Origin of the sequence: Nocardioides sp. InS609-2, from assembly GCF_023208195.1 — a bacterium.
Taxonomy (GTDB): domain Bacteria; phylum Actinomycetota; class Actinomycetes; order Propionibacteriales; family Nocardioidaceae; genus Nocardioides.
On record NZ_CP060034.1, the window covers coordinates 3,705,130 to 3,725,363 of the forward strand.

Consider the following 20,234-nt stretch of genomic DNA (forward strand, 5'->3'; position numbering starts at 1 on the left):
TCCCGGCCTACGCCTGAGTCTTGAGCACAGCCAACCCCTGCACCTCGACCACGGCGTCGTGGTCCCAGAGGCGCGAGACCCCGATGCCGGCCATGGCGGGGTACTCGCTGCCGATCAGCCACTTCCAGACGCGGCCGATGGCGCGGGCCTGGGCGCGGTAATCGTCCATGTCGACGATGTAGATCGTCAACGAGGTCAGGTCGGCGGGGGTGCCCCCGGCTTCGCCGAGTGCGGTGAGCAGGTTGCTGAGCGCCTGCTCGAACTGCGCCACCACGCCGCCCGGGACGATCGCGCCGGAGGCATCCATCCCGGTCTGGCCGGCGAGGAAGACGGTCGTGCCGGTGGCGACCACGGCATGCGAGAAGCCCGATGGGGCGGCGAGCGAGGCAGGGTTGACGCGCTTCATGACTGGACCGCCCCGCCGTCGACGTTGAGGCCCTGTCCGTTGATCGCGCCGTTCTCGACGCAGAGCATCACGGCCGACGCGACCTCGGCGGGGTCGACGAGGCGCCCGATCGGCTGCATATTGGCGAGGATCGAGCGCGCGTCTTCTGGACTCCGTCCGGTGCCCGACGCGATGTGGGCAACCGACTCGTCGGTCATCGGGGTGTCGACGTAGCCCGGGCACACGGCGTTGACGGTCACGCCGGTGCGGGCGACCTCGGCCGCAGCCGACCGGACCAGGCCTAGGACACCGTGCTTGCTGGCGGTGTACGCCGCGGTGCGGGCGCCGCCGTGCTTGCCTGCGGTCGACGCGATGACGACCACCCGTCCGCGTCCGGCGGACGTCATCGACGGCAGGGCGCGACGCAGGCACCGGAACGGCGCCGTGAGGTTGAGGTCGAGGATCCGCTGCCAGTCGTCGTCGGAGGTCTTCACGAGGGGGGCCGACATCGCCGCACCCGCGTTGACGACCAGCACCTCCACCGGGCCCCACGCCGACTCGACGGCTGAGAACGCGGCGTCCAGCTGCTCGGCTGAGGTCACGTCGGTCGGCAGGACGAGCGACTCACCAGGCAGTACGTCGGCCACCTCGCGCAGTGTCGCCTCGGACCGGGAGACCAGGGCAACCCGATAGCCGGCCGCGGAGAGCGCCTCGGCGCACGCCCGGCCGATGCCCTGCGAGGCGCCGGTGACCATGGCGACCTGGCTCATCGACCCGTCCACTCGGGCGGGCGCTTCGCGTTGAAGGCGGCGTGGAACTCGGCGTGGTCGCTGGTCGTCATCAGCAGCGCCTGCGTCATCGCGTCGAGCTCCATCGCGGCACCGAGCGGCATGTCCAGCTCGCGGGTGATGAGCGACTTGGTCTGCGCGAACGCCAGCGTCGGGCCGTCAGCCAGGCGCCGCGCGAGCGCCTCGACGGCTTCGTCGAGCCCGTCGTCGGCCACCAGCTGCGACACGAGTCCGTAGCGGTCGGCCGTCTCGGCGTCGATGGTGTCGCCCAGCATCAGCAGCTCGGTGGCCCGGCCGGCGCCGACGAGCCGGGGGAGGAGGTACGCCGCCCCCATGTCGCCGCCCGACAGCCCGACCTTCGTGAAGAGGAACGCGAAGCGGGCCGAGGTCGAGCAGACTCGGAAGTCGCTGGCGATCGCGATGACCGACCCGGCGCCGGCGGCGATGCCCTGGATGCCCGTGACGATCGGGATCGGGCACTCGCGCATCGCCTTGATGACGTCACCGGTCATCCGGGTGAACCCGATCAGGTCGCGCGGGTCCATCTTGAGCAGCTCGCCGATGATCTCGTTGACGTCACCGCCGCCGCAGAAGCCGCGGCCCTCACCGCGGATCACGAGCACGTCGGTGTCGCCACGGTGGGGGAGCTCGTGCAGCAGGTCGCGCAGGTCGGCGTACGACTCGAAGGTGAGTGGGTTCATCTTCTCGGGCCGGTCGAGGGTCACCGTCGCGACCCGGTCGGATACGGAGAAGCGGAAGTGCTGCCAGTCGTGGGTGATCGGGACGCTGCCTCGATAGTTGGCTCGGCTGCGGGTCACTGCTGGCCCTCCTGTTCGGCCTGTCGGGCACGCACCAGACCACGGCCGATGATCGTGCGCTGCACCTCGGAGGCGCCCTCGTAGATGCGCGGCGCCCGGACCTCACGATAGAGCCGTTCGAGCAGGTGGCCCTGCTGCAGCCCACGCGCGCCGTGCAGCTGCACTGCCTGGTCGACCACCCACTGCGCCGACTCGGTGGCGAACAGCTTCGCCATCGCGGCGCTCTGCGTGATCTCGGCGGCCGGCGCCCCACTGTCGTACGTTGTCGCGGCAGCGCGCACGAGCAGCCGGCTCGCCTGGGTGCGGGTGGCCATCTCGGCCAGGGTGTGCTCGACGGACTGCTGGCGGATCAGCAGGTCGCCGTACACCTCGCGGGTGAGCGCCCAGTCCAGCGACGCGTCGAGGGCGGCCTGCGCCATGCCGACGGCGAAGGCGCCGACGCTGGGCCGGAACAGGTCGAGCGTGCGCATGGCCACCGCGAAGCCACGGTCGACCTCGCCGAGCACGTCCTCGGGACCGACCCGGACGCCGTCGAACACCAGCCGGCCGATCGCGTGCGGAGCGACCATGTCGAGGCGCTCGCCGGACAGTCCCTCGGCGTCGCCGGCCACGACGAACGCGGTGACGCCGCGGGCCCGCGCTGCCTCGGTCGTGCGGGCGAAGACGGTGTAGACGTCGGCGTCGGGCGCGTTGGAGATCCAGGTCTTCTCGCCGTGCAGCCGCCAGCCGTCGCCGTCGGGCGTGGCTCTCAGCGCTAGTGCGGCGGCATCTGACCCGGCACCGGGCTCGGAGAGGGCGAACGCGGCCACAGTGGTGCCGGCCACGACGCCGGGGATCCACCGCTCGACGACCTCCGGCGAGCCGGACTGTAGGAGCGGGTAGCTGCCCAGCCCCTGTAGCGCGAGGGCGGTCTCGGCCTCGGTCGTGATCGTCGCCAGGGTCTCGCGGAGGAGACAGAGCTGGAGTGCGGCGGCGTCGCGCGGCGCCTCGTCGGGCGCACCGCCGAAGAGGCCGCGGAGCAGGCCGTGGTCGCCCAGCAGCTCGAGCAGCGGCCGGTTGACGGCGCCGTGCACCGCCGGCACGGAGACGAGGTGATCGGTGGCGACGGCGCGGATCCGGTCGACGTACTGCTGCTGCTCCCCGGTGAGGCCACTCATGCCAGCGACGGTATTGCGCCTTGACAACTTCCGTCAAGAACGCAATATGTTGAGCCCATGCGGATCGCGGTGATCGGTGGCGGGCCCGGCGGGCTCTACTTCAGTGCGTTGGCCCAGCAGCTCTCCCAGCAGTCGGGGCGTGAGCCTCACGAGATCACCGTCTGGGAGCGCAACGCCGCCGACGACACCTTCGGCTTCGGCGTCGTCTTCAGCGACGAGACACTGGGCGGCATCGAGCACGCCGACCCGCACATCTATGCGCAGATGCAGCACGAGTTCGCGGTCTGGGACGACATCGACGTGCACTTCAAGGGCGAGGTCGTCACCAGCGGCGGCCACGGCTTCGCGGCGATGTCGCGCAAGCGGCTGCTGGAGATCCTCCAGGCGCGCTGCCTCGAGCTCGGCGTCACCATCCACTTCCGCACCGAGTCGCCCGACGTCGACGACCTGGAAAGCACGCACGACCTGGTCGTGGCGTGCGACGGGCTCGGCTCCGCCGTACGCACCAGGTACGCCGACACGTTCGAGCCGACCCTGGAGGTGCGCGACTGCCGGTACATCTGGCTCGGCACCGACAAGGTGTTCGACGCGTTCAAGTTCTACGTCGCCCAGACGCCGTACGGCGTGATGCAGATCCACGGCTACCCGTACGACGCCACCGGCAGCACGTTCATCGTCGAGATGACGTCGGCGGTCTGGGAGAAGGCCGGGTTCGCCGACTTCGCCGACCGCAGCTGGTCGCCGGGGGAGTCCGACGAGCAGTCGATCGCGCGCATCCGCGAGCTCTTCGCCGACGTGCTCGACGGGCACGAGGTGAAGGCCAACAACTCGCGCTGGATCAGCTTCACCACGGTCCGCAACGAGCGCTGGGTGCGCGACAACGTCGTCATCCTCGGCGACGCCGCACACACCGCGCACTTCTCCATCGGCTCCGGCACCAAGCTCGCGATGGAGGACGCGCTGGCCCTGGCCGCCTGCCTGCACGAGGCTGTGCCGGACGGGAATGGCGACCTCGGCGCCGCCCTGGCGACGTACGAGACGGAGCGCAAGGCGGTCGTCCTCTCCACCCAGCGCGCTGCGCAGGCCAGCCTGGAGTGGTTCGAGAACCTCGGGCAGTACGTCCACCAGGAGCCCCTGCAGTTCGCCTTCAACATCATGACTCGCAGCCGCCGGGTCACCTACGACAATTTGCGCCTGCGCGATCCGGAGTTCGTGGCCCGCTGCGACGAGTGGTACGCCGACAGCGTGGGCAGCACCGACCCTTGCCCGCCGATGTTCCAGCCCGCCCGCCTCGGCACCCTCGACCTCGTCAACCGTGTCGTAGTGTCACCGATGGACATGTACGTCGCCGACGACGGGTTGCCGTCCGACTTCCACCTCGTCCACCTCGGTGGCAAGGCGCTCGGCGGTGCTGGGCTCGTCATGACCGAGATGGTCTGCGTGTCGCCCGACGGGCGCATCACCCCAGGCTGCGCGGGACTCTGGGACGACGAGCAGCAGACGTCGTGGCGCCGGGTCACCGACTTCGTGCACACCAACTCCGCCGCGAAGATCGGGCTCCAGCTAGGCCACTCGGGCGGCAAAGGCTCCACCAAGCTGATGTGGGAGGGCATCGACCAGCCCCTCGACGACGACAACTGGGAGGTCGTCGCCCCTTCCCCGGTGGCCTACCGCGACGGCGTCAACCAGGTGCCGCGCGAGCTGACTCGCGCCGAGATGGACACCATCCGCGACGAGTTCGTCGAGTCCGCCCGGCGGGGAGCCGAGGCCGGCTTCGACCTGCTCGAGCTGCACTGCGCCCACGGCTACCTGCTGTCTGCCTTCCTGTCGCCGGTCACGAACCGACGCACCGACGAGTACGGCGGCGATGTCCACGGGCGGCTGAAGTTCCCGCTCGAGGTGTTCACCGCGATCCGTGCCGGGTGGCCGGCCGACCGGCCGATGACGGTGCGCATCTCGGCGACCGACTGGGTCGACGACGGACAGACCCTCGACGACGCGCTGCGGGTCGCCGAGGCGTTCGTCGCGGCCGGAGCCGCCGCCATCGACGTCTCCACCGGACAGGTCACCGCGCGCGAGCGGCCGCAGTTCGGGCGGTCCTACCAGACGCCGTACGCCGACGCGATCCGCAACCGGCTCGGGGTCCCCACGATCGCGGTCGGCGTCATCTCGTCGTACGACGACGTGAACTCGATCCTGATGGCGGGCCGGGCCGACCTCTGCGCGATCGGCCGGGCGCACCTATACGACCCGTCCTGGACGCTGCATGCCGCGGTCGATCAGGACTACGACGGACCCGGAGCTCCGTGGCCGCTGCCGTGGCGACCCGGTCGGCGCAAACCGCAGACCGGCCGCAGCGACGGACCGCGCCCACGGCTGCAGCTGATCCGCGAGGGCGACGCGGGCACGCGTCACCGCCGGTGGCGACCAGGAGACACCCCTTAGGTCAGGTCGCGCTGCCGAGGAAGTGGAACGCCGCGAACGCCCCGACGAGCGCACCCCCGTAGCACACCGCCGCCACAAGCCCCCGGTGCTTGACCTGCAGTCCGTCGTACAGCGTGAAGCGGAACCGGTGTGCTGCGTGGATCAGCATCATCACGAACACACCGAACAGGACCAGGAACGTGATCGGGTGCGCCACCACGGCGGCCAGGTGGTCGTGGTCGGGCGGGTCGATCCAGCCCAGCGGGAAGGCGAGGGCGAACAGGAACGCGAGGGCCGGCAGGAAGAGCGCGGCCATCACCCCGCCGCCGCTGAACGCCAGCCAGAGGAAGGGTTCGATCCGGAACTTCATCGCATCACCAGCCAGACCACGAACGCGGACACCGCGCCCAACCCGGCGTACTGCGCGCCGATGATCGCCGCCGCGGGCAACCGACGCCCGCCCAGGCTGACCACCATGGCCTGAGGTGTCAGCGAGAACCAGGTGATCGTGTGCAGGACCACGAACGCGAGGGCCACCACGTTCAGCACGACGAGCACGGGCGAGGCCGCCCAGTCGAGGAAGTCGTCGTACGCCGCTTCACCGCGGCCGACGGCGCGGACGAACAGCAGCAGGTAGAGGACGAGCCAGGCGATGAAGATGCTGCTCAGCTCGCGCATCACGAACAGGAAGTAGCTGCGCTTGCGGACCCACCACAGCACGGGGATCGGCCGTCGGTAGGTCAGGTCGGTGTCGGGCGGAGTGGTCGGGGGAGTCATCGCCGCAGCGCTCGGGGGAGAAGGAACGCCTTCACGGACTCCTGCGCCGTCTTGAGCTTGTAGCGCTGGATGGCGCCGGCCGGGTCGACGTGCTTGGGACAGACCCGCGTGCACTCGCCGACGAAGGTGCAGCCGTAGACGCCTTCGTGCTCGATGAGCACGTCGAGCCGCTCCCGGGCACCCTGGTCGCGGGAGTCGAGGTCGTAGCGCTCGGCCAGCGCGATCGCGGCCGGTCCGACGAACGTGGGGTCGAGCCCGTAGACCGGGCACGCGGAGTAGCACAGCATGCAGTTGATGCACATGCTGAACTGCTTGTACGCGTCGAGCTCCTCGGGCGTCTGGAGGTACTCGCCGTCGTCGACCGACTGCTCCTCGTCGCGGATGATCCACGGCTTGACCCGGGGCAGCTTCTCCATGAAGTCGTCGATGTCGACCACGAGGTCGCGCACCACCGGGAAGTTCGCGAGCGGCTCCACCCGGACCGGCCCGGGCGCGTAGTCGCTGAGGAACGTGCCGCACGTCAGCCGCGGCTCGCCGTTGACGTTCATCCCGCAGCTTCCGCAGATGCCCATCCGGCACGACCACCGGAAGGCGAGGGTCGTGTCGATCTCGTCCTTCACGTGGTTGAGCCCGTCCAGCACGGTCCACTCGGTGCGCAGGGGTACGTCGTACTCCTGCCAGCCGGGTTTCGTGTCCTTGTCGGGCCGGTACCTGGCCACCTCCATCGTGATCTTGTCGTCAGCCATCACTACCTCCCGTAGACCCGTTCGCCCGGTGGCCACCTCGTGATCGTCACCGGCAGCGTCTCCACCCGTACGGCGCCGTCGGACTCGCGGTGCACCAGCTGGTGCGCGAGGAACCGTTCGTCGTCGCGATCGGGGAAGTCGGTGCGCTGGTGGGCACCGCGGGACTCCTCTCGCTGCAGCCCGGAAACGAGCATGCACTCGGCGACGTCGAGCAGGTTGGTCAGCTCCAGTGCGGCGACCAGCTCGGTGTTGAACGTCCGGCTCGAGTCGCGTACGCCGACCCGGGCGCCCCGCTCCTGCAGCGCCCGTAGGCCGTCGATCCCCTTCTCCATGGCCGGGCCGTTGCGGTAGATCCCGGCGGCGTCCTCCATCGTGGTCTGCATTTCTTCGCGGATGGCTGCCACGCCGTCGTCGCGGGGGACGTTGCCGAGCAGGTCGCGTTCGATGCGGCGCACCTCGTCGGCCGCCTGGGCCGCGATCACCGCCGGCGGCGCGGGTGCGGTCGCGGCGTACTCGGCCGCGGCGCGTCCCGCCCGCGCGCCGAACACGAGGCACTCGGGCAGCGAGTTGGAGCCGAGCCGGTTGGCGCCGTTGATGCTGACGCACGCGGTCTCGCCCGCGGCGTACAGGCCAGCGAGCGGGGTGGCGCCGTCGATGTCGGTGTGGACCCCGCCCATCATGTAGTGGACGACCGGCCGCACCGGGATCAGGTCGGTCACGGGATCGATGCGTTCGTACTTGAGGCACAGCTCGCGGACGAACGGCAGCTTGGTGTCGATCAGGTCGGCGCCGAGGTGCCGGAGGTCGAGGTACACGACGTTGCCGTACGGCGTCTCGACGGTGCGCCCCTCCTCCTCCTCGTGCACGAAGGCCTGCGACAGGCGGTCGCGAGGCCCGAGCTCCATGCTCCGCATCTCGGGCTCGGGCGTCGGCTTCCCGAGGTCGTAGTCCTGCAGGTAGCGGTAGCCGTCCTTGTTGACCAGCCACGCTCCTTCGGCCCGGGTGGCCTCGGTGATCAGGATCCCGGTGAACGGGAGCCCGGTGGGGTGGTACTGGACGAACTCCATGTCCTTCAACGGTGCGCCGGCACGGTATGCCAGGGCCATGCCGTCGCCGGTGTTGATGTTGGCGTTGGTCGTGAAGGGGAACACCTTCCCGCAGCCGCCGGTGGCCAGGACGACGGACTTGGCCGTGATCGCCTGGATTCGGCCGGTGCGCAGCTCGACGGCCACCACCCCGTGCACCCGCCCGTCGTCGACCAGCAGCCGGGTCACGAACCACTCGTCGTACCGCTTGACCTCGCGGTGCTTCAGCGACGTCTGGAACAGCGTGTGCAGCATGTGGAAGCCGGTCTTGTCGGCGGCGAACCAGGTGCGCTTCTTCTTCATGCCGCCGAACGCGCGGACGGCGATGTGGCCGTCAGGCTGGCGACTCCACGGGCAGCCCCAGTGCTCGAGCTGGAGCAGCTCGCGCGGAGCCTCGTTGACGAACGCGTCGATCGCGTCCTGGTCGCCCAGCCAGTCGCCGCCGGAGATCGTGTCGTAGATGTGCTCCTCGATGGTGTCGCCCTCGGCGATGACGCCAGCGGCGCCGCCCTCGGCGGACACGGTGTGGCTGCGCATCGGGTAGACCTTCGACACGACGGCCACGTCGAGACCGAGGTCCGCCTCCGCAATCGCGATGGCGGCGCGCAACCCGGCTGCCCCGCCGCCGACGAGCAGTACGTCGTGTGCAGCGACGATCGGGCCGTCACTCACCCCGCAGCTCCTCGTCCACGAGGACTCGGCCGCGGTGGTTGACGACCTGGTTGTGGACGCTCCCGTCGTGGTACTCCTCGTGGTGGGTCTGGCAGCCGCAGGAGAACCGGAGGTCGCGGGTGATGAGCCCCTGCAGGTCCTCGGTCACGACTTGCTCGCCGTCGGCCTGGCTCCCGCAGGGCGCGAGCCGGGGCTCGAAGCGGGTGAGGGTTGACGTCATGACCTACCTCCGGATCCCAGATTCCTCCCTTCGGCCCCGATTGGGAAGAGGGCGGGGACGGACGCCTCAACCAGCGCCACTGAACCAGCGAGGCTGAGCAGCGACCTTGCCGACGTGACCAGAGGCTGTTCGACGTTCTGGTGGGTCGGGCGGGCTGGTCCAGGTGTACGTCGCGGGGCCGGCGCGCTCGTAGGCCCACCTGCCGTGGGTCTTGAGGCCCGACGACTGGGTCGTGGCCCGTCCTTCGCGCTCGGCGAGGTCGGCCCCCGCCCGGGCCGCGCTGATGAGCGACTGTCCGGCATCCATGATTGTCCTCGAGTCGAGGACCCCTCGATGGTCCGAACCAGCGCTACCCACGCGTCTTTCGTCGGCCCTTCCACAGCTGGGCGGCGATCCACCGTGCGCCCGGGTCCGTCTCTGCTACGGTCAGCCACGTCCACACGGGAGTCCGCGGAAGCGGGCTGAGAGGGAGCTGGAACCGCTCCGACCGTCGTACCTGATCCGGGTCATGCCGGCGAAGGAAGTGAGTTCCGATGATTCCCCGTCTCTTCTGCCTGGTCGACATCACCGATGCGCTGGCACTGCTGCCACGTCTTGCCGAGGTGGGAGTCGACGGCTTCCAGATCAGGGCAAAGGCGCTACCGGCGACCTGCGTGCTCGACCTGACCGAACGTGTGATCGCGGCCGCGCGTCCGGCGGGCGCCGTCGTCGTCGTCAACGACCGCCTCGACATCGCGCTGGCCGCCGGCGCCGACGGAGTGCACCTCGGCGCCACCGACCTGCCGGTCGCCGATGCCCGCCGGATTGCGCCCGGACTGCTCGTGGGTGGCACCTGCCGCAACGCAGAGCAGGTACGGCGCGCGGCCGTCGACGGAGCGTCGTACGCAGGTTTCGGGCCGGTGTTCGCGAGCGCCAGCAAGGCCGGCCTGCCCGACCCGCTCGGCACGGACGCGATCGCCGAAGCCGCAGGCGGCCTGCCGTTGATCGCCATCGGTGGCCTCGACGTCCGGCGAGCCGCCGAGGCCCGGGCAGCCGGCGCCCACGGCATCGCAGTCATCGGTGCGATCTGGCGACAACCCGACCCAGTGCAGGCAGCGAAGGAGCTCGTCGCGGCGGTCGCCTGATGCGGGTGCTGGTGCGCGGCGCCGGGATCATCGGCCTGGCGTGCGCCGACGAGCTGCTTCGGCGCGGCCACGACGTGCAGGTCGTCGACCCGGCGCCCGGGCGTGGAGCGTCGTACGCCGCCGCGGGGATGCTCAGCCCGGCTGCCGAGGTGTGGCACGGCGAGGAGGCACTGCTCGGGTTCGGGATGCGCAGCCTTGCGCTGTGGCCGACACTCGCTGAACGCCTCGGTGTGCCGTTGCGCTGTGGCGGCAGCCTGCTGGTCGGCCACGACGCCGGTGACGTGCAACTGGTGGAGCGCCAGGTCTCGTTGCTGCAAGGCCTCGGCGCCGACGCGACGAGGCTGACCTCGCGTGACCTTCGCGATCGCGAGCCTCGCCTCTCCGCCCGCGTTGTCGGGGGAGCGCTGCTGGCCGACGACCTGAGCGTCGATCCCAGAGCAGTGGTTGCGGCGTTGCTCAGCCGGGTGCCCGTGCAGCCGGAGGCCACCACCGCCGACGTCACCGTGCTGGCCACCGGGACGCGCCTGCCCACGCCGTACTCCCGGCTGGTGCGGGGTGTGCGCGGCGAGATCCTGCGTGCTCGCACCGAGGATCCGCCGGAGCGCGTGGTGCGCGGCTGGGTGCAGGGCGAGCCCGTGTACGTCGTGCCCCGCGACGGCGGAGAGGTGGTGATCGGCGCGACGAGCGAAGAGCACGACGGCGACCCGGTCGTCACGCTCGGAGGTGTGCTGCGCCTCCTGGGCGCCGCCCGGACCCTGTTGCCCGAGCTCGAGCGTGCGGAGCTCGTCGAGGCGCTCGCCCGGGACCGGCCGGGCACGGCCGACAACCTGCCGCTCGTCGGCCCCACCCACGAGCCCGGCGTTCTGCTGGCCGCCGGTCATTTCCGGCACGGCGTGCTGCTGGCGCCCCTGACCGCCCGGCTGATCGCCGACCACCTGGAGTCCGGCCACGTCGAGCCGGCCCTCGACCCACGGAGGCACCTGTGAATCCCGTCATCAACCTCGTCGTCAACGGAGTCAGCCGCCAGGCCGACGAACCGGTCACCATCCGTGACCTGCTCCCGGACCCGCGCGGCCATGCCGTGGCGGTCAACGGCGACGTGGTCCCGGCGCGCGACCACGACCGGCCGCTGGTCGACGGTGACCGGGTCGAGATCGTCACGGCGGTGCAGGGCGGATGAGCATCGTGATCTCGGGCGTCGCGCTGTCCCCGCTGTGGCTCGGCACGGGTGGGCTGCCCCAGCTCTCGCTGCTCGGCCCGGTGCTCGACGCGGCCGAGCCGGGGTTGGTGACAGTGAGCGTCCGGCGGGTGTCGTCGACCCGCGACGGCGGCATGCTCGCCGGTCTGGCCGCGCGCGGTGTGCGAATACTGCCCAACACAGCCGGGTGTCTGTCCGCTCGTGACGCGGTGCTCACTGCCCGGCTCGCACGAGAGGCGCTCGGCACCGACTGGGTGAAGCTCGAGGTGATCGGCGACGAGCGCAGCCTGATGCCTGATGCCGTCGAGCTGTTGTCAGCCGCTGAGGACCTGGTGGGCGACGGCTTCGTCGTGCTTCCGTACACGACCGACGACCCGGTGCTTGCTCGTCGGCTGGCCGACGTGGGCTGCGCGGCCGTGATGCCGCTGGGGTCGCCGATCGGCTCCGGGCTCGGCGTGCTCAATCCCTACGCGATCGAAGCGGTCGTCGCCGCCGTCGACGTGCCCGTGGTGCTCGACGCCGGTGTGGGCACCGCGAGTGACGTCGCGCTGGCCATGGAGCTGGGATGCAGCGCGGTGCTCGCAGCCAGCGCCATCACGCGGGCGGACGATCCGGTGCTCATGGCGCGCGCCCTGCGGCTCGCCGTGGAGGCGGGGTCCGTCGCCCGCAGTGCCGGCCGGATCCCGCGTCGGTCCGTGGCGCGGGCGTCGAGCCCGATGGCGGGACGGATCTGATGACCGATCTGCCGCGCCTGCTCGTGCTGACCGACCGGGCCCAGCTACGGCTCGGCCGCGCCCTGGTACGCACGGTGCGTGAGTGTGTGGGCGCGGGGCTCGAGGCGGTCGTCGTACGCGAGCACGACCTCGACCCGGTGGCGCGGCACGCACTCGTGGCCGAGCTGGCCACGGTGCCCGGGCTGCTCGTGGTCTCGTCGCGGATCCCAGACCCGGCCGCCGATCTGGTCCACCTGGCAGCCGGGCAGGCGGCGTTCGGTGGTCCTGCGGGCCGGTCGTGCCACACCGCGGCGGAGGTCGCCCGGGCGGCGGGCGAAGGCGCGGCGTACGCCACCCTCTCGCCTTACGCCGCGAGCACGAGCAAGCCCGGCTACGGACCGCTGCTCGACCCGAGCGACCTCGCCGGCCACCCCATCAACGTGTTCGCACTCGGCGGCATCGACGCGTCCAACGCCGCGGAGGCAATCTCCCACGGTGCCTACGGCGTTGCCGTGATGGGCGCCGTGATGCGGGCCGCCGACCCGGCCTCGACGGTCACCGAGCTGCTGGCCGAGTTGACGCCATGAACCCTGCTGTCGGGCTCACGATCGCCGGCACCGACTCCGGAGGTGCCGCGGGCATCGCCGCCGACCTGGCGACGTTCGCCGCCCACGGGGTGCACGGCGCCTGCGTCGTCACGGCGGTGACCGCGCAGGACACCACCGGCGTGCGCGCGGTGCACCCGGTGCCGTACGAGGTGGTCGAGGCCCAGATCGATGCCGTGCTCGACGACCTGCCGGTCGCCGTGGTCAAGACGGGCATGCTCGGTACAGCCGACGTCGTCCGCCTCGTCGCCGACCGGCTCGTCCGCCTCACACCGGGCTCTGACCCGGTCTCAGGCGGACGACCCGGTCTGGTCGTCGACCCGGTGCTGGTGGCCACCAGCGGGGCGGTCCTCGGCGACGACGAGGTGATCCGCGCCTACCTCGACCACCTGCTGCCGGTCGCCACGGTCATCACGCCCAACATCGACGAGGCGCGAGCACTGCTCGGTGTCGACGACACGCCGGCTGCTCTCTCCCGTCGACTGGCCGAGCTGGGCCCGGCAGTCGTGCTCACCGGCGGCGGCAGCGACATCGCAGCCTGCACCGACTGGGTGGCCCTGCCCGGTCTCGAGCCGGTTCCGCTGCCACACCTGGCCGTCGAGACCACCAACGACCACGGCACCGGCTGCACCTTCAGCGCTGCCCTCGCCGCCGCGCTGGCCGGCGGCCACCCGATCCCCGAGTGCGTACGCCGTGCCGCGGCGTACACGACCCGGCAGCTGCACACCTCCCGGACCTGGACCCTCGGCCGTGGTCGAGGGCCCGTCGCGCACATCCAATCCCCAACAGAAGGAGAAGCACCATGACCGTCCACCCCGCCCACACCCGCCTGCTCGTCGAAGGCAACAGCCCCGACATCCAGGTGCCACGCACCCGCGTCGCACTCACGAACGGCGAGACGTTCGACCGCTACACGACCGAGGGGCCCGGCTCGGACCCGGAGGTCGGCCTGCCACCGCTGCGCGCCGACTGGATCGCGGGGCGCGGCGACACCGAGGAGTACGGCGGCCGCGAAGGGCAGCTGATCGACAACGGCCGCTCCGCCGTACGACGCGGGGCAGCGCAGGAGGAGTGGCGCGGCGAGCGACGGAGCCCGCGCCGCGCCATCGGTGGCCAGGCGGTCACGCAGATGCACTACGCCCGCCGCGGCAAGGTCACCCCCGAGATGGAGTTCGTCGCACTGCGCGAGGGCTGCGACGTCGAGCTGGTGCGCAGCGAGGTGGCGGCCGGACGGGCCATCATCCCCGTCAACCTCAACCACCCGGAGGCCGAGCCGATGATCATCGGTCGCCGCTTCCTGGTGAAGGTCAACGCCAACATCGGCAACAGTGCGGTCACCTCGAGCATTGCCGAGGAGGTCGACAAGATGACCTGGGCGGTGACGTGGGGCGCCGACACGGTCATGGACCTGTCGACCGGTGACGACATCCACACCACGCGCGAATGGATCGTGCGCAACTCGCCGGTGCCGATCGGCACGGTGCCGATCTACCAGGCCCTCGAGAAGGTCGACGGCGACGCCGACAAGCTGACCTGGGAGATCTTCCGCGACACCGTGATCGAGCAGTGCGAGCAGGGCGTCGACTACATGACCGTCCACGCGGGCGTGCTGCTGCGCTACGTGCCGCTCACCGCCCAGCGCGTCACCGGCATCGTCAGCCGCGGCGGCGCGATCATGGCCGGCTGGTGCCTGGCCCATCACGAGGAGAACTTCCTCTACACGCACTTCGACGAGCTCTGCGAGATCTTCGCGGCGTACGACGTGTCGTTCAGCCTCGGCGACGGCCTGCGGCCCGGATCGACGGCCGACGCCAACGACGAGGCCCAGTTCTCGGAGCTGCGCACGCTGGCCGAGCTCACCGAACGGGCCTGGCGCCACGACGTACAGGTGATGGTGGAGGGGCCGGGGCACGTGCCGCTCGACATGGTCGAGGAGAACGTCGCCCTCCAGCAGGAGTGGTGCCACGGGGCGCCCTTCTACACCCTCGGCCCGCTGGTCACCGACATCGCGCCCGGCTACGACCACATCACCAGCGCCATCGGTGCCGCCACGATCGCGATGCACGGCACCGCGATGCTCTGCTACGTCACCCCCAAGGAGCACCTCGGTCTGCCCAACCGCGACGACGTGAAGACCGGCGTCATCACCTACAAGCTGAGCGCGCACGCCGCTGACATCGCCAAGGGCCACCCGGGTGCGCGCGACTGGGACGACGCCCTCTCGAAGGCCCGGTTCGAGTTTCGGTGGCGTGACCAGTTCGCCCTGTCGCTCGACCCGCACACGGCCGAGTCGTTCCACGACGAGACGCTGCCGGCGGAGGGCGCGAAGACGGCGCACTTCTGCTCGATGTGCGGCCCGAAGTTCTGCTCGATGAAGATCAGCCAGGACGTCCGGGACCGCTTCGGCCTCGACCCGGCCAAGGGCATGAAGGAGAAGTCCGAGGAGTTCCTCGAGCTCGGCGGCACGGTGTACGTCCAGACCGGTCAGGCCTGATCGGGGTACTACCCTGACGCCATGGGGGAGACACCCGAACCGCACCAGATGCGCATCTCCGACGCCGACCGCCAGCGCGTGGCCGAGGTGCTGCGCGATGCCGCGGGCGATGGCCGCATCGACTTCCACGAGCTCGACGAGCGACTGGACGCCACCTGGTCCGCCAAGACGTACGGCGACCTGGTGCCGCTCACGCTCGACCTGCCCGCCCACCCGCAGCACCCAGTGCCGCGCCCCGCCTCCGCGCCGGTGCATCCTGTTGCCGGCGACCTGGGGATGCCGACCTACAACACGTCGATCGCGATCATGAGCGGCATCGACCGCCGCGGTGCCTGGACCGTCGGTGCGAGCCACTCGGCCTTCGCGATGATGGGCGGCATCGGCATCGACCTGCGCGAGGCCTTGTTCACCAACCGCGAGACGGTGATCACCGCAAGTGCCTTCTGGGGTGGCATCGACATCACCGTCAACGCCCACACCCAGGTGATCGTCGAGGGCGTCGGCATCATGGGCGCCTTCGACCAGGGCCGCGACAAGGTGCCGGCCGAGATCACCGCCGACTCACCGATCGTGCGGGTGCGCGGGTTCGCCCTGATGGGCGCGGTCACCGTGCAGCGCAAAGGGCCCCCGGGGCCGCCGCGCAAGTCTCTGCACGGCGGCCACCGGTAGGCCCTCTGGTCTCGACCTGTTGGTCAGGCCTGCGGCTCCTCGGCTGCGTGTACCTCGTCGCCGTGGTCGGCCATCTGCTCGGCCTGTGCCTGCGCCGTCGGATCGTCGGCACCGGGGATCCGGCCGGCCTTCTCACGGTCGACGGTGAGGTTCTCACCGGTCGACGGGTCGAAGAGGTGGATCTGGGTGGCGTCGATCCAGATCTCGGCCTCGTCACCCTCGCTGATCCGGCTGGCACCGTCGAGGCTGACGACGAGGTGCGTGCGCATCGACTCGCCGTCGAGGTCCCGCTCCAGCTGGGTCAGCTGCTGCTGCACCTCGGGCGGCGCCTCGAACGGAATGTAGGCGTAGGCCTCGTTGCCGAGCCACTCGACCACGTCGACCGTGGCCCGGAACGTCGACCCGGGCTTGCCGGCGTCGACCACCGAGGCGTCCTCGAAGTGCTCGGGCCGGATGCCCGCGATGAGCAGGCCCTTGCCCTGGGCGTTCTTCGCCCGCTCCTCGGGAATGGTGACGGTCCCGAACGGCAGCTTGACCGACGTGCCGTCGACCTCTGCCGGCACGAAGTTCATCGGCGGTGAGCCGATGAAGCCTGCGACGAACAGGTTGCCCGGGTTGGTGTAGAGCTCACGCGGCGTCGCGAGCTGCTGGAGCACCCCGCGCTTCAACACCGCGACCCGGTCGCCCAGCGTCATCGCCTCGGTCTGGTCGTGGGTGACATAGACCGTGGTGATGCCCAGTCGCTTCTGCATCCGTGAAATCTCGGTGCGCATCTGGCCGCGGAGCTTGGCGTCGAGGTTCGACAGCGGCTCGTCGAACAGGAACGCATCGGCGTTGCGCACGATCGCACGACCCATCGCCACCCGCTGTCGCTGACCACCCGACAGGTTGCCGGGCTTGCGCTCGAGGTGCTCGTCGAGCTCGAGGGTCTTCGAGGCGGTGCGCACCTTCTCGTCGACCTCGCTCTCGGAGGCGCCGGCGAGCCGGAGGGGGAAAGCGATGTTCTCGTAGACCGTGAGGTGCGGGTACAGCGCGTAGTTCTGGAACACCATCGCGAGGTTGCGGTCGCGAGGAGCCAGGTCGTTGACTTTCTTGTCCCCGATGACCATGTCGCCCGAGGTGATGTCCTCGAGCCCGACGATCATCCGCAACAGCGTGGACTTCCCGCAGCCCGACGGGCCGACGAGGATCATGAACTCCCCATCGGCGACGTCGATGCTGACGTCGTTCACTGCGGGGAACCCGTCGCCGTACTTCTTGACGATGTTCTTCATGTCGATGGCAGCCATGAGCTCAACCCTTCACTGCGCCGGAGGTGAGGCCGGCAACGATTTTGCGCTGGAACAGGAGGACGATGATGATCACCGGGATCGTGACGATCACGGAGGCCGTAGCCAGCTGGGAGTACGGCGGATTGAACGGGTCGGACCCCACGAAGTAGGACATCTGGGCCGGCACCGTGCGTGACGCCGTCGTCGACGTGAGCGAGATCGCGAGCACGAACTCGTTCCACGCGAAGAAGAACGTCAGGATTGCCGCGGTGAAGACACCCGGTGCCGCCAGCGGGACGATGACCTTGCGGAAGGCCTGCCACGACGTGGCGCCGTCGACCTGCGCCGCCTGCTCCATCTCCCACGGGATCTCCCGGAAGAACGCCGAGAGTGTCCAGATCGCCAGCGGCAACGTGAACGTCATGTAGGGGATGATCAGGCCCGGCCAGGTGTTGAACAGCCCGACCGTGCGCCACATGTCGAACAGCGGGCCGACGAGTGAGACCACCGGGAACATCGCGATGGCCAACGCCATCGAGAGAACCACTCGCTTGCCCTTGAACTCCAGCCGCGCGATGGCGTACGCCGCCAGGGTGGCGAAGATGACCGACAGCAATGTGGCGATCAGCGCGATGCCGAAGCTGTTGATCAGCGCGCGGGTGAAGTCACCGTTGTCGAGGATCGAACCGTAGTTCTCGAAGGTGAAGTCCTTCGGGAGGAACTGCGGGCTGCCTGCCGTCGTCTCGTCGAGCGACTTGAACGACAGCGAGAGGATCCACGCCACCGGCAACAGGCACCAGACCAGGATCAGCGCGAAGCCGATCCAGGTGGAGATTCCGGTCTTGCCCTTCATCAGCCCTCACCCCTCGCCTGTGCCAGGTCGACCTTGAACAGCCGCACGATCCCGAAGGCCAGCAGCAGCACGGTGATGAACAACAGCACCGACAACGCCGATCCCATGCCCAGTTGCATCTGTTCGATCACCTGTCTGTAGGTCAGGAACGACGACGACTCGGTGTTCTGCGCGCCTCGAGTCATCACGAAGATGTTGTCGAAGATGCGGAAGGCATCGAGTGCGCGGAACAGGACGGCGACCATGATCGCGGCCCGCATGTTGGGCAGGATCACCTTGAAGAGGCGCTGTGTCCACGTGGCGCCGTCGACCTGTGCGGCCTCCAGCATGTCCTCGGAGACCTGCGAGAGGCCTGCCAGGAGCAGCAGCGCCATGAACGGCGTGGTCTTCCAGATCTCAGAGACCATGATCGCGAAGATCGCGTGCCAGTGGTCGCCGTACCAGTTGGTGTCGGACGCGATCCATGGCAGCCACGAGAACCACGAGTTCACGAAGCCGTTGTTGAGCGAGAACGCGAACTGCCACGCGAAGGCCGAGACCACCGTGATGATGCCGTAGGGGATGAGGATCGAGGTCCGCATCAGTCCGCGGGCGATCATGATCTTGTGCATCACCATGGCGAAGGCGAAGCCGATGACCAGCTCCACCGCCACGGTGATGACCATGATCATCACGGTGTTCAAGGTGTCCCGCCAGAAGAGCGAGTCGGACAGCACGGTGAGGTAGTTGCCGAGCCCGACGAACTCTCGGTCGTCGGGTGTGGTCAGCCGGTACTTGAACAGCGACAGGTAGAGCGCCTGCAGCATCGGGTAGGCGGTGACCAGGACCATCAGGATCACCGCGGGGGCGACCAGGCGCTGGCCGAGACGGTTCTCGGCCATCGTCCGGTCGCTGTCGGGCACCTTGCCGGCCCGGCGTGTGTCTTTCTTGGAGTCTGGGGCGACGACGGTGCTCACAGCAGCCTCCCTCCCTTCAGGATCTCGTCGATGAACTCCTGCGACTTCTTCGGGGTCTCGGAGTTCACGCCGCTCGGCGGGTGCCAGGTGCTCTGGAGGGCAGAGGAGATGTCACTCCAGTAGGGCGTGACCGCGCGGGGCGCCGCGGCGTCCACGCTGTCCTCGAAGAGCTGCAGCAGGTCCTCGGGGTAGATCTCGGCCAGGGCCGGGTAGTCGTAGCCCGCCGAGCTCGCCGGCATGTTGCCGGTCAGCTCCGCGTTCACGCCCTGGTTCTCCGGGCTGACCAGGCAGGCGGCTGCCTTGAGGGCCAGCTCCTTCTGGTCGGAGCTGTCACTCACGCCGATGCCGATGCCGCCGTACGGCGGGTGTGAATCCTCGCCCTCGACGGTGGCCGGGTACTTCGTGTAGCCGATGTCCTTGACGACGTCGGGCGCACTCTCGTCGTAGTTGTGGAAGATGTAGGTCCAGTTGACGAGGAAGGCGCCGTCATCGGAGCCGAACGTCGAACCGGCTGTGCCTTCGTTGGACACCGACAGGTCGCTGGCCGCTGCCTTGCTGGAGGCGAGCTTCTCGATGACCGCTGCGGCAGCACGTCCGGCTTCGCTGTCGACGGTGATCGTGGCGTCGTCGCCCTTCTCGGCGTCTTCGACGATGGTGCCGCCCGCGCCGGCGATCAGCGCGTTGATCCAGACGGAGTAGCCCTCGTACTTGTTGGCCTGGACGCCGATCTTGCCGCCACCTTCGTCGGCTGCGTCGATGATCTGGTCCCAGGTCACCGGCTGTGACATGTCGAGCCCGACCTTGTCGACGAACGACTTGCGGTACCAGAGCACCTGCGTGTTGGACCAGAACGGGAAGGCGACGACCTTGTCCTCCCACGTGGCTGCTGCCGTGGCGCCGTCGAATGACTGCTCGGAGAGGGTGTCCTGCATGTCCTGCGGGATCTCGGCCAGGAAGCCGGCGTTGGCGAACTCCGCCGTGTAGGGCGGGTCGAGGCTCATCAGGTCGATCGCGGGATCACCTGCGGCGAGCCGTCGAGCCAGCTGGATGCGCTGCTGACCGGCGTCTTGAGGAAGCACTTGGGTCGTGACGGTGTATTCGTCGGTCGAGCAGTTCTCGGCGACCTTTGCCTGGCCTCCGTTGTCGGGGTTGGTGTACCAAACGAGCTCAGGCCTGCCCGAGTCGGCGCCTGCTGAGCAGGCCGCCAGGCCTGCGGCACAGGTGAGGGCTAGACCCGCCCCCACGATGCGCTTTCTCCTCCGGAATGACTGCGAGGGAC

At 69.6% G+C, this 20,234-nt stretch carries 23 protein-coding genes and 1 riboswitch; of the genes, 9 read left to right on the top strand and 14 right to left on the bottom strand.

The features are described 5' to 3' along the window. Positions 1-7: 7 nt before the first annotated feature. The 4 genes from H4Q84_RS19120 to H4Q84_RS19135 are packed head-to-tail and all read right to left on the bottom strand — an operon-like array spanning position 8 to position 3,148. Complete coding sequence (locus H4Q84_RS19120; RefSeq protein ID WP_248580658.1) at positions 8-406, bottom strand: RidA family protein; 399 nt, start codon at positions 404-406, stop codon at positions 8-10. Next, complete coding sequence (locus tag H4Q84_RS19125) at positions 403-1,155, bottom strand: SDR family NAD(P)-dependent oxidoreductase (RefSeq protein WP_248580659.1); 753 nt, start codon at positions 1,153-1,155, stop codon at positions 403-405. Before H4Q84_RS19125 ends, H4Q84_RS19120 begins: the two co-directional genes overlap by 4 nt. After that, positions 1,152-1,991, bottom strand: coding sequence for an enoyl-CoA hydratase family protein (locus tag H4Q84_RS19130; protein ID WP_248580660.1), 840 nt, complete (start codon positions 1,989-1,991; stop codon positions 1,152-1,154). Before H4Q84_RS19130 ends, H4Q84_RS19125 begins: the two co-directional genes overlap by 4 nt. Continuing rightward, positions 1,988-3,148 (bottom strand): acyl-CoA dehydrogenase family protein, encoded by a 1,161-nt coding sequence (locus H4Q84_RS19135; protein WP_248580661.1) that lies wholly within the window; start codon positions 3,146-3,148, stop codon positions 1,988-1,990. Before H4Q84_RS19135 ends, H4Q84_RS19130 begins: the two co-directional genes overlap by 4 nt. A gap of 57 nt (positions 3,149-3,205) precedes the next feature. On the opposite strand from H4Q84_RS19135, the gene H4Q84_RS19140 reads away from it, so the two are divergent. Further along, positions 3,206-5,593 (top strand): bifunctional salicylyl-CoA 5-hydroxylase/oxidoreductase, encoded by a 2,388-nt coding sequence (locus H4Q84_RS19140; protein ID WP_248580662.1) that lies wholly within the window; start codon positions 3,206-3,208, stop codon positions 5,591-5,593. Between the two features lies 1 nt (position 5,594). Here the strand turns inward: H4Q84_RS19140 and H4Q84_RS19145 are convergent, their stop codons facing one another. From H4Q84_RS19145 to H4Q84_RS19170, 6 genes are all read right to left on the bottom strand, one after another. Continuing rightward, the gene (locus H4Q84_RS19145) at positions 5,595-5,942 is read right to left on the bottom strand and encodes a fumarate reductase subunit D (protein ID WP_248580663.1); all 348 of its coding nucleotides are present in this window, start codon (positions 5,940-5,942) and stop codon (positions 5,595-5,597) included. After that, complete coding sequence (locus tag H4Q84_RS19150; RefSeq protein WP_248580664.1) at positions 5,939-6,349, bottom strand: fumarate reductase subunit C; 411 nt, start codon at positions 6,347-6,349, stop codon at positions 5,939-5,941. Before H4Q84_RS19150 ends, H4Q84_RS19145 begins: the two co-directional genes overlap by 4 nt. After that, positions 6,346-7,095, bottom strand: coding sequence for a succinate dehydrogenase/fumarate reductase iron-sulfur subunit (locus H4Q84_RS19155; RefSeq protein WP_248580665.1), 750 nt, complete (start codon positions 7,093-7,095; stop codon positions 6,346-6,348). Before H4Q84_RS19155 ends, H4Q84_RS19150 begins: the two co-directional genes overlap by 4 nt. 2 nt (positions 7,096-7,097) lie before the next feature. Further along, entirely contained in the window at positions 7,098-8,852 is a 1,755-nt protein-coding gene (gene frdA, locus H4Q84_RS19160; RefSeq protein ID WP_248580666.1) for a fumarate reductase (quinol) flavoprotein subunit, read from the bottom strand. Next, on the bottom strand, positions 8,845-9,072 hold the full coding sequence (locus H4Q84_RS19165) for a hypothetical protein (protein ID WP_248580667.1): 228 nt from the start codon (positions 9,070-9,072) through the stop codon (positions 8,845-8,847). Before H4Q84_RS19165 ends, frdA begins: the two co-directional genes overlap by 8 nt. A 66-nt stretch (positions 9,073-9,138) precedes the next feature. After that, positions 9,139-9,378 carry a hypothetical protein gene (locus H4Q84_RS19170; protein WP_248580668.1) on the bottom strand — a complete coding sequence of 80 codons (240 nt, stop codon included), beginning with the start codon at positions 9,376-9,378 and terminating at the stop codon, positions 9,139-9,141. A 124-nt stretch (positions 9,379-9,502) separates the two neighbouring features. Beyond that, a riboswitch (TPP riboswitch) is annotated at positions 9,503-9,612 on the top strand. Here H4Q84_RS19170 and thiE point away from each other — a divergent pair. The 8 genes from thiE to H4Q84_RS19210 all read left to right on the top strand — a co-directional run bounded on the left by thiE (position 9,606) and on the right by H4Q84_RS19210 (position 15,875). Beyond that, a complete protein-coding gene (gene thiE / locus H4Q84_RS19175) occupies positions 9,606-10,196 on the top strand; it encodes a thiamine phosphate synthase (protein WP_248580669.1) in 591 nt (196 codons plus the stop codon). Its footprint overlaps the riboswitch before it by 7 nt. Then, positions 10,196-11,182, top strand: a complete 987-nt coding sequence (locus tag H4Q84_RS19180) for an FAD-dependent oxidoreductase (RefSeq protein ID WP_248580670.1) — start codon at positions 10,196-10,198, stop codon at positions 11,180-11,182. Before thiE ends, H4Q84_RS19180 begins: the two co-directional genes overlap by 1 nt. Beyond that, positions 11,179-11,376 carry a sulfur carrier protein ThiS gene (gene thiS / locus H4Q84_RS19185; protein WP_248580671.1) on the top strand — a complete coding sequence of 66 codons (198 nt, stop codon included), beginning with the start codon at positions 11,179-11,181 and terminating at the stop codon, positions 11,374-11,376. The genes H4Q84_RS19180 and thiS overlap by 4 nt, the downstream gene beginning before the upstream one ends. After that, a complete protein-coding gene (locus tag H4Q84_RS19190) occupies positions 11,373-12,128 on the top strand; it encodes a thiazole synthase (RefSeq protein ID WP_248580672.1) in 756 nt (251 codons plus the stop codon). Before thiS ends, H4Q84_RS19190 begins: the two co-directional genes overlap by 4 nt. Next, a complete protein-coding gene (locus tag H4Q84_RS19195; RefSeq protein ID WP_248580673.1) occupies positions 12,128-12,694 on the top strand; it encodes a thiamine phosphate synthase in 567 nt (188 codons plus the stop codon). Before H4Q84_RS19190 ends, H4Q84_RS19195 begins: the two co-directional genes overlap by 1 nt. Continuing rightward, positions 12,691-13,518, top strand: a complete 828-nt coding sequence (thiD, locus tag H4Q84_RS19200) for a bifunctional hydroxymethylpyrimidine kinase/phosphomethylpyrimidine kinase (RefSeq protein WP_248580674.1) — start codon at positions 12,691-12,693, stop codon at positions 13,516-13,518. Before H4Q84_RS19195 ends, thiD begins: the two co-directional genes overlap by 4 nt. Next, positions 13,515-15,206 carry a phosphomethylpyrimidine synthase ThiC gene (gene thiC / locus H4Q84_RS19205; RefSeq protein WP_248580675.1) on the top strand — a complete coding sequence of 564 codons (1,692 nt, stop codon included), beginning with the start codon at positions 13,515-13,517 and terminating at the stop codon, positions 15,204-15,206. The genes thiD and thiC overlap by 4 nt, the downstream gene beginning before the upstream one ends. A gap of 21 nt (positions 15,207-15,227) precedes the next feature. Continuing rightward, positions 15,228-15,875: a DUF1707 domain-containing protein gene (locus H4Q84_RS19210; protein ID WP_248580676.1), complete on the top strand. Its 648-nt coding sequence runs from the start codon at positions 15,228-15,230 to the stop codon at positions 15,873-15,875. 23 nt (positions 15,876-15,898) lie between these two features. On the opposite strand, the gene ugpC is transcribed toward H4Q84_RS19210, so the two are convergent. The 4 genes from ugpC to H4Q84_RS19230 are packed head-to-tail and all read right to left on the bottom strand — an operon-like array spanning position 15,899 to position 20,199. Continuing rightward, a complete protein-coding gene (gene ugpC, locus H4Q84_RS19215; protein ID WP_248580677.1) occupies positions 15,899-17,164 on the bottom strand; it encodes a sn-glycerol-3-phosphate ABC transporter ATP-binding protein UgpC in 1,266 nt (421 codons plus the stop codon). A 4-nt stretch (positions 17,165-17,168) separates the two neighbouring features. Then, positions 17,169-17,999: a carbohydrate ABC transporter permease gene (locus H4Q84_RS19220; protein WP_248580678.1), complete on the bottom strand. Its 831-nt coding sequence runs from the start codon at positions 17,997-17,999 to the stop codon at positions 17,169-17,171. Continuing rightward, positions 17,999-18,955: a sugar ABC transporter permease gene (locus tag H4Q84_RS19225; protein ID WP_248580679.1), complete on the bottom strand. Its 957-nt coding sequence runs from the start codon at positions 18,953-18,955 to the stop codon at positions 17,999-18,001. The genes H4Q84_RS19220 and H4Q84_RS19225 overlap by 1 nt, the downstream gene beginning before the upstream one ends. After that, a complete protein-coding gene (locus H4Q84_RS19230; protein ID WP_248580680.1) occupies positions 18,952-20,199 on the bottom strand; it encodes an extracellular solute-binding protein in 1,248 nt (415 codons plus the stop codon). The genes H4Q84_RS19225 and H4Q84_RS19230 overlap by 4 nt, the downstream gene beginning before the upstream one ends. Between the last annotated feature and the right edge of the window lie 35 nt (positions 20,200-20,234).